Genomic DNA, 16,493 nt, shown 5'->3' on the forward strand with positions numbered 1-16,493 from the left:
GCGGCACGCGACGCCTCGCTGAAAAGAGGTCCGTGTCGATCCGCAACCCACTCAGTACGACGGCGGCGGCGTGCGGTCGAGACTGCTGCGAATTCCCTTCCACCAGCGGGCGACCTGGTTGGGCGGCGCGGGTGTCGGGCGGCCTCGCGCGGCGATCAACGCCTCGACCAGATCCTCGGCCTCGCACGGCCAGCCGGTCGGAGCGACATAGACCGGATAGGCGATCAGGGCGGCGTGGATCAGATCGTCCAGACCGGCCCGGCGCGTGCGGCGTGCAAACGTCAGCCGGTCCTCGGTCAGGCCCCATCCGGCATAGAAGGGCCGCCCATAGGTGGACACCGCCTTGCCCCGCAGCAGGGCCTCGAACCCCGCCAGACTGGTCAGGGTGGCCAGCCGGTCGCAGGCGTGGATGCAGTCGATCACATCCAGGCCGTCGGCCACCGCATCGACGGCTCCCAGCGCCCCCGCATCCAGTCGCCCCGGCCGGTTGCCCGCCAGAACGTCGGGGTGGTTGCGATAGACGATGAAGGCGTCCGGTCGGTCGGCGCGCACGGCGGCGATCAGTCCGGCGTTGGTGCGAATGGCCTCGCACCCGGTCAGGATGGACTTGTCGTTCTCGACCTGGCCGACGACCAGAACCCGCTCGCGATCCGTGGGCCAGTCGGTCGGGATGGGCGCGCCCGCCAGATTGTATTTCGACACCCCCGCCTCAACCACGCGGTCGCACAGGCGCCGGGCGCGGGCGGCCTGATCCGGCGTCAGATCGGCGGTCTGGATCAGCGTCTCCAGGCGGCTGGGCGTGCGCGGATCGTAGTAGACGCCCAGGTCGTCCAGGGCGACCGACAGGGCGCCAAAGAAGTCGGACCCCAGCCCCTGCGACCGGATGAAGCCATCCTCGATCCGCACCGTGGGGCCGTCGAAGGCGGCGGCGGCGGTGCGCACGGCCTCGGTCTCCTTGCCCGCCCACCAGGCCAGACGCCTGCCGGTTTCGGCCGCATGGCGGGCGGCGGCGCGGGGTGAACCGATGAAGCGGTGGGTCGCCTTGGGGCTGTTCAGCAGGCGGCGGATGGCGCCGCGCTTGGCCGGGGCGAAGCCGGTCAGGGACCAGCCCCCCGCCAGACGGTTCGCCCGGTCGCGCAGGGCGATCAGCCGCTCCAGCGCCTGTTCCGCCTCGCATCGCCGGCCCGTGACCGGATCGACATAGCGGCTGTAGGCGATCAAAGCGGCGGCCGCGACCTGTTCGATATCGCGCGCCACGCCCCGGCGGCCGGTGTCGACCGCATCGGTCGTCAGGCCCCAGCCGGAATAGAAGGGCGCCCCGAAACACGACACCGGCAGGCCCCGCAACAGGGCCTCGAACCCCAGGGCCGAGGTGACGCAATAGACGGCGTCCACCGCCGCCAGCAGGTCGGCCGGCCGCACATCGGCGTCGATCAGGGTCACGCCGTCCAAATCAGCGGCGTCGATGCAGCCCTGTTTGCGCCCGGCGGCGACGGCGGGATGGCGTTTGACGATGATCTGGGCGTCCGGGTTCTGAGCCTTGGCGGCGGCCAGCATGGCGCGGAAACTGTCAGGGTCCGCCAGGCCATAGCCGATGGAGGCGTCGCCCGCCGTCTGATCCACCACCAGCACCCGGCGTCCGGGCTTCAGGATGGCGGGGTCCAGCGGCCCGCCCATATTGGTCTTGGATATGCCCGCCGCGACGATGCGGTCGATCAGCCCCCCCGCCCGCGCCCGCAGCCCCGCATCGCACCAGGCGTCGGCGGTGCAGATCAGATGCTCCAGCCGGCTGGGCCGCGTCGCGTCGTAATAGATCCCCAGGTCATCGACGATCAGGCTCAGGCTGGCCGCCCCCGTCTCGCCCAGGCCGACCGATCTCAGGAACCCGTCCTCCAGCGCCACATAGGGCCGCCGGTTCGCCGCCGCCCAGCGCCGCCCCGCCTCGGCCGTCGGCTTCATGCCCCAGCCCAGGACCGCGCGCACATCACTGCCGGGCAGCCGACGCAGCTCATGGTCGGGCAGAAACTGGGCCAGGAACGGTACCTTCCACACGCCGGGCGCGCAGACCCAGGCAGGCGTCGGCTCAGGACGGATAGGCGCGGCGGTCATGCTTTGCCGTTCTAGGGGGGCGACCGGGGCCTGTCGATGAGGCGCACCCCTCCCTTCTCCCCTTGCGGGAGAAGGGCCGCATTTCACCCCCCGATCATGCCGAAATCGGCGACGCGACCCATGACGGCCCGCACCTGGCCCAGCAGTTTCAGGCGGTTGTCGCGTTCGGCCGGGACGTCCGAGTTGACCATGACGGCGGTGAAGAAGGCGTCCACCGGCACGCGCAGGCGGGCCAGGGCGGTCATGGCGGCGGCGAAATCCTCGGCGTCCAGCGCGGCGTCCACGGCGGTCGCGGCGGCGGCGGCGGCGAAGGCCAGGGCGGTCTCTTCCGCCGGCTGGTTCGGCAGGCCGGTCTGGACCATTCCGGTGGGCAGTTCGCCCTTCTTTTCTTCGGCGCGCAGGATGTTGGACGCACGCTTGTAGCCCGCCAGCAGATTGGCCCCGTCGTCGGTGGCCAGAAACGCCTCCAGCGCCTCGACCCGCCGCACGATCCGCACCAGGTCGTCGTCGCCCAGGGCGAAGACGGCGTCAACCAGGTCGTGGCGCTTGCCCTGATCGCGGAGGAGGACTTTCAGGCGGTCGGCGAAGAAGGAAAGAACTCCAAACTTTTCATCCTCTAGCCCAATACGACTGCCCAACGGGAACGTCTGCTCCAGCATTTCCTGCCGCTCTCGAACGAGTTGTTCCAGCCGGTTCGGCAAATCCTCGATAGCCTCAGGATCCAAGCGGGCGACATCTACAATTGCGACGGGCTGCGCCCTGCGAGCTTCGGCGACGAGACGGTCAAGGTTTGCACGGCTGCCCTGCACACGCTCTACGTTGAGCAACGATAGCCGCACCCCATTCTCAAGCACCAGCCGGATCACCCCCAGCGCCGCGCGGCGCAGGGCGAAGGGGTCTTTCGATCCCGTCGGCTTCTCGTCGATGGCGAAGAAGCCGACCAGGGCGTCCAGCTTGTCGGCCAGGGCCACCGCCACCGTCAGGGGCGCGGTGGGGACCGTGTCGGTCGGTCCCTGCGGACGATAGTGGTCGCGCACGGCGTCGGCGACGGCGTCCGGATAGCCGGCGGCTCTGAGGTAATAGCCGCCCATGATCCCCTGCAGTTCGGGGAATTCGCCCACCATGCCCGAGGCCAGGTCGGCCTTGGCCAGACGCGCGGCCTGTTCGGCCTGATCCGGGTCGGCGCCGACTAGCGGTGCGATCTCGCGGGCCAGGGCGGCGATGCGGTCCACCCGCTCGGCCATCGTTCCCAGTTTGGCGTGATAGGTGACGCCTTCCAGCTTCTTCAGCCAGGCGTCGAAGCCGACCTTGCGGTCCTCGTCCCAGAAGAAACGGGCGTCGTTCAGCCGGGCCGACAGGACGCGCGAATTGCCCGCCGCCAGAGCCTGGCCGCCGTCGGTCGCCTCGACATTGGCCACCACCACGAAGTGCGGGGCCAGGGGAGCGCGGACCTCCAGGTCCGCATTTTCGGCCGTCACGGTCTGGCGGACCTGGAGGTCCGCGCGCCGCCGCACCGCGAAATATTTCTGGTGCGTCTTCATCGACAGCTGGACCACCTCGGGCGGCAGGTCCAGGAACTGAGGGTCCATGTCGCCCAGGATCGGCGTCGGCCATTCCGCCAGGCCCGACACCTCGTCCAGCAGGCCGTCGTCATCGACCAGAGCCAACCCCTTGTCCGAACAGACCTTCTGCGCCGCCTCGAGAATCCGCAACCGCCGGTCGGCCGGGTCCAGCAGGACGTAGTGCTGCTCCAGCTTCTTGCGATAGTCGGCGAAGTCGGCCACGCCGAACGGGCGACCCGCACCCAGGAAGCGATGCCCCTCGGTCACGTCGCCGCTCTCGATGCCGTCGATGGCGAAGGGCACGATGGCGCCGTCGAACAGGCACAGGATGCGCTTGATCGGCCGCACCCAGCGCAGGGTTCCGGACCCCCAGCGCATCGACTTGGGCCAGGGGAAGCCGCGCACGATCTCTTCGACCATGGCCGGGATCATGTCGGCCGTGTCGCGGCCCTTTTGGCTGATGATGGCGAACAGCACGCCGTCGCGCTCGACCAGTTGATCGCGTGTCAGGCCGGTCTTGCGCAGGAAGCCGTCCAGCGCCTGCTCCGGCGCCGAGGTTTTCGGCCCCTTGATCTCTTCTTCGCGGTCGGGCGTGGCGACGGGCAGCCCCTCGACCACCAGGGTCAGACGACGCGGCCCGGCGAAGGTGGTCAGCGACGACCACTCCAGCCCGGCGGCCTTCAGCCGGTCGGACGCCATCCGCTCCAGATCACGCGCGGCCCCGGCCTGCATGCGGGCGGGGATTTCTTCGGAGAAGATTTCGAGAAGGAGTTGGGGCATTAGACTTCGCTAAAGCCCTTCCCCTCGAGGGGGAAGGGTTGGGATGGGGTGTGGGCAGGCTGGTCGCCGGTCGGCAGGGAGACTCCGGCCGCCTTGGTGACCTGGGCGACGGCGGCGTCGATATCCTCGATCACCCGGCGATTGGAGATGCGCAGGACGCTGTAGCCTTGGGCGGAAAACCAGTCGTCGCGCTTCAGATCGCGCACGGCGACATCGGTGCGATCATGGACGCCGCCATCGACCTCGATCACCAGACGCGAAGCGTGACAGGCGAAATCGACGACGTAGGGTCCGATAGGGACTTGGCGACGAAACCGGATGGGCAGCAGGCGAAGGCGCTCCCATAGTCTGCGTTCGGCCAGGGTTTGGTCGCTGCGCAGACGACGGGCGCGGGCGATGCCGCCCGCCTTGATCTTCGATGTCGAGATGAAGTCGGCCTGGACAGAGTCTTGGGCGTTCAGATTGGTCGGCGGCGTGCCCACACCCCATCCCCCGACCCCTTCCCCCTCGAGGGGAAGGGGAGGCTTGGGGGTCACGCCCGCGCCCTTTCCTGTTCGACCCATTCGGTGGCGCAGGCTTTGCACAGGTCGCGGATGCGGCCGATGTAGGCCTGGCGTTCGGCCACCGCGATGGCGCCGCGCGCGTCCATCAGGTTGAACAGGTGCGAGGCTTTCAGCACCTGGTCATAGGCGGGCAGGACCAGGGCCTGGCCCTGCGGCCCTTTCATGGCCAGCAGGCGTTCGACTTCGGCCACCATGTCGTCGAACCGGCGCTTCAGCCCGTCGACGTCATAGCCGTGGAAATTGGCCTCGGACTGCTGGCGCTCGTTCTCAAGGAAGACCTCGCCATAGGTCAGGCCGTCGTTGTTGAACCGCAGGTCATAGACGTTGTCGACGCCCTGGACGTACATGGCCAGACGCTCCAGCCCATAGGTCAGTTCGCCCGACACCACATCGACCTCGATGCCGCCGACGCCCTGGAAATAGGTGAACTGCGTCACCTCCATGCCGTCGCACCAGACCTCCCAGCCCAGGCCCCAGGCGCCGACGGTGGGGTTTTCCCAGTCGTCCTCGACGAAGCGGATATCGTGCAGTTTGGGGTCGATGCCGATGGCGGCCAGAGAGCCGAGATACAGCTCTTGCAGATTGTCCGGGTTGGGCTTCAACAGCACCTGGAACTGGTAATAGTGCTGGAGCCGGTTGGGGTTTTCGCCATAGCGGCCGTCGCCGGGGCGGCGGCTGGGCTGGACATAGGCGGCCTTCCACGGGCGCGGGCCAAGCGCGCGCAGGACGGTGGCCGGATGCAGGGTGCCGGCCCCGACCTCGATGTCATAGGGCTGCAGAAGGGCGCAGCCCTGTTCGCCCCAATAGCGTTGCAGGGTCAGGATCAGATCCTGGAAGGAAAGGGGTTCGGTCGGTCGGGACAAGGCGGTTTCCGGCGTTCGCAGGCGCGAAAAAATGACGGCGGACCCTAGGGGTGGAAGGCCCGAGATTCAACCGTTCGCGGGGTTAAGGACGCAAGGGACGACCCACCACTGCGGATGGTCGGCCCCGATCCGGCGGGCGGCGTCGCGGGCCGCCGCCTGGTCCAGGCACAGGCCGAACACCGTCGCGCCCGACCCCGACATGCGCGCCAGGGCGACGCCCGGCGTGGCGGCGACCGCCGACAGGGCCTGGTCGATCGCGGGCGACAGACCGACCGCCGGGGTCTGAAGATCGTTCCTCTGAAGCGCCAGCCAGTCGGTGACGGCGGGGACGGACCAGTCGGCGGGCGGCGCCGGACGGTCGGCGGCGGCGGGCGGCCCGGCGTCATAGGCGCGATAGACGGCCCCGGTCGGCGACGGAACGCCGGGATTGACCAGCACGGCGTGCAGGGGCGGCAGGCGCGGCTCGAACGTCAGGATGTCGCCCCGCCCCTCGGCCCAGACGGTGCGGGCGTGCAGGCACATGGGCCCGTCGGCGCCGATCTCGGCCGCGATGCGCGCCAGGGCGTCGTCGTCCAGCGCCAGACCCAGGGCGTCGCGCGCCAGCTTCAGGGCCGCGCCCGCATCGGACGAACCGCCCCCCAGGCCCGCCGCGATGGGCAGCCGTTTGTCCAGCCGGACCGCCAGCGGCGGATCGCTGATCTCGGCCGCGCGGCCCAGCGCCGTCAGAGCGCGCCGGACCAGATTGTCCCCCTGCCCGTCCTCCAGACCCGAAGCGAAGGGACCGGAGACGTCCAGCGACAGGCCCGGCGCGGGCGCAACGGTCAGGCCGTCGCCGACATCGGCGAAGGCGACCAGGCTGGCCAGGGGATGATAGCCATCGGCGTCCACCGGCCCGACATGCAGGAACAGATTGACCTTGGCCGGGGCCAGGGCGCTGAACAGCGGCGACATGGCGGCCCTCAGGGCTGGGCGCCGGCGGCGGCCTCCAGCCCCTGCTCCAGCTTGCGACGGGCGCGCGCGGCCTGGTCGTCGTCGGGGTCCAGCGTCAGCACCCGCTCCCACTGGAAGCGCGCCTCGCGCTGGCGGCCGACCTGCCAATAGGCGTCGCCCAGATGGTCGTTGATCTCGGGATTGGCAGGCAGTTTCTGGACCGCCGCCTCCAGCGTCAGGACCGCGTCGTCATACTGGCCCTGTCGATACTGGGCCCAACCCAGCGAGTCCTGGATGTTGCCGTTGTCCGGCTCGGCGGCGAAGGCGCGCGCGATCATCTCGGCGCCCTGTTCGACCCGCGTGCCCTGATCGACCCACAGATAGCCGAGGTAATTCAGAACGGTGGCGTTCTCAGGCTCCTTTTGCAGGGCCGCCCACAGTTCAGCCTCGGCCTCGGCCATCCGGCCCAGGGATTCATAGGCCGCGCCGCGCAGGAAATGCACGTCGAACCCCTGATCCTCGGTGTTCAGCAGCGGGCCGTTCAGCAGGGCCAGCGCCTCTTCATAGCGCTCCTGCTGGTTCATCTGGCCGGCCAGGACGCGGGCCACGCCGGCGTCGTCGGGGCGGGCGACATGGGCGCGGCGGAACGCCTCCAGCGCCGCGTCCTGCTGGTCGTCCTCGTCCAGGCTCAGGCCGATCTGGACCTGGGCGGCGGCGTAAAGGCTGGCGTCAGCGCCGCCGATCCGACTGAGCACCTCACGCGAGGCGGCGGTCATGCGCGACCGGGACAGGGCCTGTCCCAGGCGAAAACGGGTCTCGTCCGAAGGACTGAGCGCCATGGCCAGGCGCAGATAGAAGGCTGAAAACTCGGGCGCGCGTTCGGCCGCCGCCTGGGCCGCGGCATTGATCAGGGCGGAGGCCGCGCCCTGACGGAAGGTCGGTGCGGGCACAGGCCGCCCGCCATCGGCGGCCCGCATGCGCGCGCGACGCAGCAACTCGTCCGCCTGGCCCGAGGCGATGGCCGCATCATAAAGGGCCAGGGCCTCGTCGCGCCGCCCGCGGCGCTCCAGGAACTGGCCATAGGGCAGACGGAACAGGGCGCCGGCCTGGGCATAGCCGACCAGGGTCTTGAACTCGGCCTCGGCCTGATCCAGCTGGCCGCGGTTCTCCAGCAGCAGGGCGCGGTTCTGACGCGCGAACATGGCCGTGATGGGATCGGCGTTGGCCGGAGGCTGGGCCAGGGCGCCGGTCCAGTCGCCCGCAGCGGCGGCGACCCAGGGCGCGATCATCAGACCCGCCCGCGCATGGGGCGTGCGCACCGGCGTGGCCGTCAGCGCGTCATGGGCGGTGCGGGCGCGGCCATGGGCGAATTCCTGAACCGCGCGCACCAGCACCCCGGCCTGAACCAGCGTGGGGCTGGCCTCTTCGGCCGGGGGGGCCAGGCGGGCGGCGACATCGAGACCGCCCGCCAGAAGAACGGCGGCGAAGGCCCTGTCGCGCACCGAAGGCTGTTCAGGCACCAGTTCGGATGCGGCCGCCAGATATTCGGCGCCCACGGTCCCTTCGCCACGCGCCATCGCCACCCGGCCGGACAGATAGAGGCCATAGGCGCTGTGGCCGTTCTCGTCACGCGGGACCGGCGACCATACCGCAGGGATCGGCGGCGTTGTCGGCGCCGCGGGCGCGGCCGTCGCCGTGTCTTCGTCCGGCGCCTCTTCGTCGATCTCGGGCGATGCCGCAGGGTCGGGCTGGACGGTGTCGGCCGGATGCGGCGTAGGCGCCGTCGGCACGGGCGGCGGCGTCTGGGCCGGAGTCTGAGGCTGAGTCTGGGCCAAGACCGAGCCGGACAGGACGGCGCTGGCGGCGACGGAGGTCAGAAGGACACGCAAAGAGGCGGAGATCATCCCGCCACCTTGCCCGAACCCTGTGGCGCCGCAAGGGCGCGCAGGTCACATATTCGGATAGTTCGGCCCGCCCCCACCCTCGGGCGTCGTCCAGACGATGTTCTGGGACGGATCCTTGATGTCGCAGGTTTTGCAGTGGACGCAGTTCTGGGCGTTGATCTGGAAGCGCGGCTCGCCGCCGCCTTCGGGCGTCAGCACCTCATAGACTCCCGCCGGACAATACAGGCGCGCCGGTTCGCCATATTTCGGCAGGTTGACCCGGATGGGCACGGAGGGGTCCAGCAGCTTCAGATGCGCGGGCTGTTCCTCGGCGTGGTTGGTGTTGGAGATGAAGACGCTGGACAGCTTGTCGAACGACAGCTTCCCGTCGGGCTTGGGATAGGTGATCGGCTTATGCTTGGACGCCGGCTCGGTGGCGGCGGCGTCGGTCTTGCCGTGCTTCAGCGTCCAGGGGACGTTGATGCGGAACAGGGACGAGAACCACATGTCCATGACCCCCAGCGCCCCGCCGATGGTGGTGCCGAATTTCGACAGATAGGGCTTGGCGTTGCGGACCTGTTTCAACTCGCGATAGACCCAGCTCTTCTCATAGGCGGCCTGGTATTCCACCAATTCGTCGCCCGCGCGCCCGGCCATGACCGCCTCATAGGCGGCGTCGGCGGCCAGCATGCCGGTCTTCATGGCATTGTGGCTGCCCTTGATGCGCGGCACGTTCACGAAGCCGGCCGAACAGCCGATCAGCGCCCCGCCGGGGAAGGCCAGTTTCGGCACCGACTGGAAGCCGCCCTCGGTGATCGCCCGCGCGCCATAGGAGACGCGGGTTCCGCCTTCCAGGTGCTCGGCGATGGCGGGGTGGTGCTTGAACCGCTGAAACTCGTCGAACGGCGACAGGAAGGGGTTCCTGTAGTTCAGGTGCACGACATAGCCGATGGCCACATAGCGATCGCCGAAATGGTACAGGAACGACCCGCCGCCGGTGTGTTCGTCCAGGGGCCAGCCGGTCGAATGCTGGACCAGACCGGGCTGGTGCTTCTCGGCTGGGATCTGCCACAGCTCCTTCAGGCCGATGCCGAATTTCTGAGGTTCTGCGCCGTCGCACAGATTGTGGCGGGCCATGATGGTCTTGGCCAGGGAGCCGCGCACCCCCTCGGCGATGAAGACATATTTGCCGTGCAGTTCGATGCCGGGCTGGAACTCTCCGGTCGGCTGGCCTTCGCGGTCGATGCCGAAGACGCCGGCGACCACGCCCTTCACTCGACCCGTTTGATCTTCCCAGACCACATGGCTGGCGGCCATGCCGGGATAGACTTCGACGCCCAGCGCCTCGGCTTGTTCGCCCAGCCAGCGGGTCAGATTGCCCAGCGAGGCGATGTAGCAGCCGTGGTTGTGCATTAGCGGCGGCATCAGGGGCATGGGCAGGCTGAGATCGCCCTGCGGTCCCAACAACAGGAAGCGGTCCTTGGTGACCGGCGTCTCCAGCGGGGCGCCCATGGCCTTCCAGTCGGGGAACAGTTCGTTCAGCGCCTTGGGATCGATCACGGCGCCGGACAGGATGTGGCCGCCGACCTCGGCCGACTTCTCCAGCACGGCGACCGAAATGTCCTTGCCGTCCTTTTCCGCCCGCTGCTTCAGGCGGATGGCCGCCGACAGGCCGGCGGGGCCGCCGCCGACGATGACGACGTCGTATTCCATGACCTCGCGCTCGCCCCCCGCCAGGGCCTCCAGAGGCGACAGATTGTCGAGCACCGCTTCCTGCCAAGCGTTCTTGGCGCCGCCTTCGATCGTTTCCTGAGCCATGGCTGTTTCCTGATCAGCACTTTGTTCGTTGTCCGCTTATCGGGACGTGACGTCAGGGCGGTCAAGGCTTATCCCTTGGGTTGATCCGATGACCAACGCCGTTTCCGACACTCGCGCGCTGGAAAGCCTGCTCGCCTTCTGGCGCGATGCGGGGGTCGACGCCTGCTATGGCGACGCCCCGGTGGACCACACCCACATCAAACCGACGCCGACGCTGAAGGCCGTGGCCAAGGCGACCGCCGCCGTGGCCGTGCCCGTGTCTCTGGACGGCGGCGAGGCCATGGCCGAGGCGCGGAGCCTGGCGGCCGGGGCGGCGACGCTGCAGGACCTGGCCGGGGCCATCGCGGCGTTCCAGGGCTGTCCCTTACGCGGCATGGGCGCGAGCCAGGCGGTGTTCGCGCGCGGCGATCCGGCCGCGCCGGTGCTGATCGTCGGCGAGGGGCCGGGTGCCGAGGAAGACCGCGCGGGCCAGCCCTTCGTTGGCAAGGCGGGCCAGTTGCTGGACCGGATGCTGGAGGCGGCGGGGCTGACCGGCCGGGTCTTCATCACCAACACCGTCTTCTGGCGGCCGCCGGGCAACCGGGCGCCGACGCCGCAGGAACAGGCCGTCTGCGCGCCCTTCGTGGAACGGGCCTTTGCCCTGTTGAAACCCCGGGTCGTGCTGCTGCTGGGGGCCTCGGCGGCGAAATCGGTGTTGCAGGCCGACGAGGGCATCATGCGGCTGCGCGGCCAATGGCGCGAGTGGCGGCTGAACGAAGGGGATGTTTCGGCGCCGGTCATGCCGACCCTGCACCCGGCCTTCCTGCTGCGTCAGCCGCTGGCCAAGCGGCTGGCCTGGGCGGACATCTTGTCGCTGACGGCCCGTCTGGAAACGGCCGAGGTTGAGATCAAAGGTTAATTCCGGCATCTTTCACGCCTGACGACCAGCGCCGAAGACCGCCCTTCCTGAATCGAGACGGGTAGGACGTGACCGAGGGGGCCGCCGCCTGTGACCAGTTTCCGTCGCGCGATCATCGCGCCGATCGCCGCCCTTGTGCTGTCCGCCGTGGCGGGCGCCGCCGTGGCCGCCGAGGTCGAGGACGGCCGTCCGCGCGCCCTGAGCCAGGCGGACCGCCTGAGCTACACCACCGCCTTTGACGCACTGCGGCGCGGTCAGCTGGACCTGGCCCGGGCATCCGCGCGCGAGGCGCACGACCGCATCCTGCTGGGCGAGGTGGAGTTCGAGCGTCTGTTCCATCGCGACTACAGCGCCACCTATGACGAACTGGTCGCCTGGCTGAACGACTATGCCGACCTGCCGATGGCGCCGCGCGCCTATGCCCTGGCGCTGCGGCGGCGGCCGGACGGGGCGCCGGAGCCCAAGCGGCCCTCAGGCGTCGGTGGGCGCACCTGGGACGCTCTGGCGGCCACCAGCGGCGGCGCGGCCGACGATCCGATGAAGGCGGCGCGCATCGCGCTGAACGCCGAAGACCTGAACGGGGCCTATCGCATCGGCATCGAGATCGGCGACTGGTGGACGGCGGGGCTGGCGGCGTGGCGGCTGGGCCAGTTCAACGACGCCTTCGTCGCCTTCGAGCGTGTGGCCACAGACCCGACCGAAGACCCGTGGGTCCGCGCCGGAGCCGCCCACTGGACCGCACGATCCGCCGCCCGCACGGGCCGCCAGGACCAGGTGAACGGCTATCTGCAGATGGCCGCGCGCTGGCCATCGACCTTCTATGGCCAGATCGCCCTGCGTCAGCTGGGCCAGGAGCCGGAGATCACCAACCAGGGCCCGCGCCCCTATTCCACCCTGCCGAGCCGGTCCCCCAGTCTGCGCGAGGCGTCCATGTCCGTCGATGCGCGCGACATGGCCGGTTTCCTGGACCAGAACGCCCAGGCGCGGCGCACCCTGGCCCTGCATGAGGTCGGCCGCCGGTCTGACGCCGAAATGGCGGTGCGCACCGGCCTGAGAACCGCCATCGACGACCGCGCCCGGCGCATGTGGACCGCCATCGCCGAGATGATCGACCCGCGCCCGACCGGCACGGCCGACGCCCTGCGGATCGACGCCGAGCGCTATCCGATGCCGGATCTCCAGCCCCAGGGCGGCTTCACCGTCGAGCGGTCGCTGGTCTATGCCGTGGCGCGCAAGGAGACGGGCTTTAACCCCGAGGCGCGCTCGGGCGCCGGCGCCTATGGTCTGATGCAGGTCATGCCGGGCACGGCGGCGGAGCTGAGCGGCGATCCGGGGTTCGTGCGCGATCCGCGCCGGCTGTTCGACCCGGCGGTGAACATGCGGCTGGGCCAGGCCTATCTGAACCGCATGTTGCAGCTGAACGCCTTCCAGGGCGATCTGCTGCGGACCGTCGCCTCTTACAACGCCGGGCCGGGGCCGATGTTGTCGGCGTTGCGCAAACTGGGGCCGGACCCCGATCCGCTGCTGCTGATCGAGACCATCGACGTGCCCCAGGCGCGCGACTATGTCGAAAAGGTCGTGGCGGCCTACTGGATCTATCAGCGCCTGCAGGGACGGCCTTTGAACACCCTGGACGCCGTGGCTTCGGGCGCGACCCATGTGGGCATCGGTCTGGACTATGTGCCGCCGCCGCCCGAGCCGGTGCAGGTGGCGACGGTCGCGCCGCCCGTCGCGAACTAGCTCAGAAGACGCTGGTCAGCAGGGTCGCGGTCAGGCAGCCGCCGATCAGCAGGGCCAGGGCCATGCCGGCGAGCGGCGACAGGGGACGGGCGGGCTGTTCGACAGGCTTGGGCATGATGCCGCTCCAACGGCCATTCGGGCCGAATGGATGCAGACATAACGCCGATCCCTTAAAGTCCCGTCAGCGGGCGCGGTTAACCGGCCGCCAGATCCTGTTCCGCCATGGCCGTCCACTCCAGGAACAAAGGATCGTTCAGCAGGGCGTCGCGATAGGCGGCGGCCACGCCGTCGACGTCTCCGAACGCGGTCAGATCGACCTGGAAATGCCGCATCCGGGCGGCCACCGGCGTGAAGAAGGCGTCGGCGACAGACCAGGCGCCGAACAGATACGGTCCGCCCGCGCCGAACCGGCCCCGCAGATCGCGCCACAGCTCGACCATCCGGCGCAGGTCGGCGTGCAGCGCCGGATCGTCAGGCGTCTCGGCCCGGCTGTCGCCGATCATCGGATGGTCCGGCCCCATGCCCATCAGATTGCGCAGGGCGCCAAAGGCCGAGTGCATTTCGCACACCGCGCTGCGCGCCAGCCAGCGGGCCTTGGGTTCGGCCGGCCACAGCCCCGCCTGGGGCCAGCGTTCGGCGCACCAGACGGCGATGGACAGCGAGTCCCAGACCACATCGCCATCCACCAGCAGGGCTGGAACCTTGCCGTTGGGCGAGACCTTGCGGATCTCCTCGAAGGTGTCGGGCCGGTTCAGACGCACGATCTGAGTGTCGAAATCGGCGCCGCAGCGTTTCAGCACCAGCCACGGCCGCAGGGACCAGGTCGAATAGGCGGGATCGCCGATCACCAGCTTCATGGGCCGAATCTCCGGGGGGCTGAGGGTCGCCTCTTCCTGCCCCGCGCGCGTCGGGCGGACAAGCGCCCGGCTTGACTCCGAAGGCCGCGCGACCGACACCCCGCGCCCATGATCAGCCGCTATTCCCGCCCCGAAGCCGTCGCCCTGTGGTCGCAGGAGACCAAATACCGGATCTGGTTCGAGATCGAGGCTCACGCCGCCACCAAGATGGCCGAGCTGGGCGTCATTCCGGCCGAATCCGCCGACGCCATCTGGGCCAAGGGCAAGGATGCGGTGTTCGACGCCGACCGGATCGACGAGATCGAACGCACCACCAAGCACGATGTGATCGCCTTCCTGACCCATGTGTCGGAAATCGTCGGCGACGAGGCGCGCTTCCTGCATCAGGGCATGACGTCGTCGGACGTGCTGGACACCTGTTTCGCGGTGCAGTTGGCGCGATCCACCGACCTGTTGCTGGGCGGCGTCGACCGGGTTCTGGCGGCGCTGGAGACGCGGGCCAGGGAGCACAAATACACGGTGACGGTCGGCCGGTCGCACGGCATCCACGCCGAGCCGGTGACCTTCGGCCTGAAGCTGGCCGGCTATCACGCCGAGTTCCAGCGCGCGCGCCGCCGTCTGGTCACGGCGCGCGAGGAGATCGCCACCTGCGCCATCTCGGGCGCGGTCGGCACCTTCGCCAATGTCGATCCGGCGGTCGAAGTCTATGTGGCCGAGAAGATGGGCCTGAGCGTCGAGCCGGTCTCGACCCAGGTGATCCCCCGCGACCGCCACGCCGCCTATTTCGCCGCCCTGGGCGTGGTGGCCAGTTCGATCGAGCGGCTGGCCATCGAGATCCGCCACCTGCAGCGCACCGAGGTGCTGGAGGCCGAAGAGTTCTTCGACAAGGGTCAGAAGGGGTCGTCGGCCATGCCGCACAAGCGCAACCCGATCCTGACCGAGAACCTGACCGGCCTGGCGCGCCTGGTCCGTTCCAGCGTCGTCCCGGCGATGGAGAACGTCGCCCTGTGGCACGAGCGGGACATCAGCCATTCCTCGGTCGAGCGCGGCATCGGCCCGGACGCCACCATCCACCTGGATTTCGCCCTGCACCGCCTGGCGGGCGTCGTCGAGCGGCTGAACATCTATCCGGAGAATATGCAGAAGAACCTGGATCGCCTGGGCGGGCTGGTCTTCTCGCAGCGGGTCATGCTGGCCCTGACCCAGGCGGGGGTGTCGCGTGAGGACGCCTATGCCGCGGTGCAGGAGAACGCCATGAAGGTCTGGCGCGGCGAGGGCCGGTTCATCGACTTCCTGAAGGCCGATGCGCGCGTGACCCTGGGCGACGCCGATCTGGAGGCCCTGTTCGACCTGGGCTATCACACCAAGCACGTCGATACCGTGTTTGACCGGGTGTTCGGGGCGGCATAATCGGTATTGAAAATCGCACTGATTTTCCTACTATATGGCTATGCAGCGCCTTGAAGCCTCTGTCGCCGTCAGCGTCTCCGACCTGAAGAAAAGCCCCAGCGCCGTCATGCAGGACGCCGCGGGCGAGACCGTGGCCGTGCTGAACCACAATCGCGTCATGGCCTATATGGTCCCCGCCGCCGCCTATGAGGCGATGATGGAACGGCTGGACGACCTGGCTCTGGCCGACCTCGTCCGGTCCCGTGCCGACGAACGGCCTGTGCGTGTGAGCCTGGATGAGCTTTGAACTTCAGTTCCTGCCCTCGGCGCTGAAAGAGTGGGAAAAGCTGGGCGCCCCGGTGCGGGCGCAGTTCAAGAAGAAGCTGACGGAAAGGCTCGTCCACCCGCGTGTCACGAAGGACGCCCTTCACGGGCTGCGCGACCACTACAAGATCAAGCTGCGCGATGCCGGATATCGACTGGTCTATCGGGTCGAGGACGCCACGATCACTGTGACCGTCGTGGCGGTGGGCAAACGAGAGCGCAGCAGCGTCTACCGCCAGGCGGCCCGACGCGGATGAGAAAGTCCGCCTTCGCCCCGGTCGTCGATGACCGGAGCCGCGTGCTGATCCTGGGCAGTCTGCCGGGTGAGGCGTCGCTGGCGGCCGGTCAGTATTACGCCCACCAGCGCAACGGCTTCTGGCGATTGATCGGCGCCGTGATCGGGCGCGATCTGGCGTTGATGGATTATCCGGCGCGGCTGGAGGCTCTGGGCGATGCGGGCGTCGGCCTGTGGGACGTCATCGCTTCGGCCGAGCGGTCCGGCAGTCTGGATGCCGCCATCCGCAGTCCCGAGGCGGCGGATCTGAGGGGGCTGGTCACAAGCCTGCCTGACTTGCGCGCCGTGGCCTTCAACGGCGGGCTGGCGGCGCGTCTGGGCGGCCGGATTCTGGCCGAGGCGGGCCCGGCGCTGATCACCCTGCCATCGTCCAGCCCGGCCCATGCGCGGCCGTTCGAGGACAAGCTGGCGGCCTGGCGCGACCTGGCGATCTGGCTGAGGTGAAAGGTCGCAGGCGCGGGATCGGGAACCGACAAGGCGCG

The 16,493-nt window shown here is 69.1% G+C and carries 14 protein-coding genes; 6 read left to right on the forward strand and 8 right to left on the reverse strand.

Annotated elements, in window-relative coordinates; translation table 11 throughout:
* Positions 1-51: 51 nt before the first annotated feature.
* The 7 genes from Q0581_RS01360 to Q0581_RS01390 all read right to left on the reverse strand — a co-directional run bounded on the left by Q0581_RS01360 (position 52) and on the right by Q0581_RS01390 (position 10,403).
* On the reverse strand, positions 52-2,109 hold the full coding sequence (locus Q0581_RS01360; protein WP_298696753.1) for a capsular polysaccharide biosynthesis protein: 2,058 nt from the start codon (positions 2,107-2,109) through the stop codon (positions 52-54).
* 83 nt (positions 2,110-2,192) lie between these two features.
* Positions 2,193-4,451 carry a glycine--tRNA ligase subunit beta gene (gene glyS, locus Q0581_RS01365; protein WP_298696755.1) on the reverse strand — a complete coding sequence of 753 codons (2,259 nt, stop codon included), beginning with the start codon at positions 4,449-4,451 and terminating at the stop codon, positions 2,193-2,195.
* Positions 4,451-4,933: an endonuclease domain-containing protein gene (locus tag Q0581_RS01370; RefSeq protein ID WP_298696757.1), complete on the reverse strand. Its 483-nt coding sequence runs from the start codon at positions 4,931-4,933 to the stop codon at positions 4,451-4,453. Before Q0581_RS01370 ends, glyS begins: the two co-directional genes overlap by 1 nt.
* 50 nt (positions 4,934-4,983) lie before the next feature.
* On the reverse strand, positions 4,984-5,877 hold the full coding sequence (locus Q0581_RS01375) for a glycine--tRNA ligase subunit alpha (protein ID WP_298696760.1): 894 nt from the start codon (positions 5,875-5,877) through the stop codon (positions 4,984-4,986).
* 66 nt (positions 5,878-5,943) lie between these two features.
* Positions 5,944-6,828, reverse strand: coding sequence for a 4-(cytidine 5'-diphospho)-2-C-methyl-D-erythritol kinase (locus tag Q0581_RS01380; RefSeq protein ID WP_298696763.1), 885 nt, complete (start codon positions 6,826-6,828; stop codon positions 5,944-5,946).
* 8 nt (positions 6,829-6,836) lie between these two features.
* Complete coding sequence (locus Q0581_RS01385) at positions 6,837-8,711, reverse strand: tetratricopeptide repeat protein (protein WP_298696764.1); 1,875 nt, start codon at positions 8,709-8,711, stop codon at positions 6,837-6,839.
* Positions 8,712-8,756: 45 nt separating this feature from the next.
* Positions 8,757-10,403 (reverse strand): electron transfer flavoprotein-ubiquinone oxidoreductase, encoded by a 1,647-nt coding sequence (locus Q0581_RS01390; protein ID WP_298696843.1) that lies wholly within the window; start codon positions 10,401-10,403, stop codon positions 8,757-8,759.
* A 193-nt stretch (positions 10,404-10,596) separates the two neighbouring features.
* Between Q0581_RS01390 and Q0581_RS01395 the strand changes: the two genes are divergently transcribed.
* Positions 10,597-11,406 carry a uracil-DNA glycosylase gene (locus Q0581_RS01395; RefSeq protein WP_298696767.1) on the forward strand — a complete coding sequence of 270 codons (810 nt, stop codon included), beginning with the start codon at positions 10,597-10,599 and terminating at the stop codon, positions 11,404-11,406.
* Between the two features lie 90 nt (positions 11,407-11,496).
* Positions 11,497-13,146, forward strand: a complete 1,650-nt coding sequence (locus tag Q0581_RS01400) for a lytic transglycosylase domain-containing protein (protein WP_298696769.1) — start codon at positions 11,497-11,499, stop codon at positions 13,144-13,146.
* A 194-nt stretch (positions 13,147-13,340) separates the two neighbouring features.
* Here the strand turns inward: Q0581_RS01400 and Q0581_RS01405 are convergent, their stop codons facing one another.
* Entirely contained in the window at positions 13,341-14,003 is a 663-nt protein-coding gene (locus tag Q0581_RS01405) for a glutathione S-transferase family protein (RefSeq protein WP_298696770.1), read from the reverse strand.
* Between the two features lie 108 nt (positions 14,004-14,111).
* Here Q0581_RS01405 and purB point away from each other — a divergent pair, with 108 nt between their 5' ends.
* Genes purB through Q0581_RS01425 form a run of 4 tightly spaced genes read left to right on the forward strand, consistent with a single transcriptional unit; the run spans position 14,112 to position 16,455 of the window.
* Positions 14,112-15,413 carry an adenylosuccinate lyase gene (purB, locus tag Q0581_RS01410; RefSeq protein ID WP_298696773.1) on the forward strand — a complete coding sequence of 434 codons (1,302 nt, stop codon included), beginning with the start codon at positions 14,112-14,114 and terminating at the stop codon, positions 15,411-15,413.
* Between the two features lie 34 nt (positions 15,414-15,447).
* Positions 15,448-15,699: a type II toxin-antitoxin system Phd/YefM family antitoxin gene (locus Q0581_RS01415; protein ID WP_298696776.1), complete on the forward strand. Its 252-nt coding sequence runs from the start codon at positions 15,448-15,450 to the stop codon at positions 15,697-15,699.
* Positions 15,689-15,973 carry a type II toxin-antitoxin system RelE/ParE family toxin gene (locus tag Q0581_RS01420; protein ID WP_298696779.1) on the forward strand — a complete coding sequence of 95 codons (285 nt, stop codon included), beginning with the start codon at positions 15,689-15,691 and terminating at the stop codon, positions 15,971-15,973. Before Q0581_RS01415 ends, Q0581_RS01420 begins: the two co-directional genes overlap by 11 nt.
* Positions 15,970-16,455, forward strand: a complete 486-nt coding sequence (locus Q0581_RS01425; RefSeq protein ID WP_298696783.1) for a DNA-deoxyinosine glycosylase — start codon at positions 15,970-15,972, stop codon at positions 16,453-16,455. Before Q0581_RS01420 ends, Q0581_RS01425 begins: the two co-directional genes overlap by 4 nt.
* Positions 16,456-16,493: the final 38 nt, after the last annotated feature.

The sequence above is a fragment of the uncultured Brevundimonas sp. genome (assembly GCF_937863155.1).
Lineage (GTDB): Bacteria > Pseudomonadota > Alphaproteobacteria > Caulobacterales > Caulobacteraceae > Brevundimonas.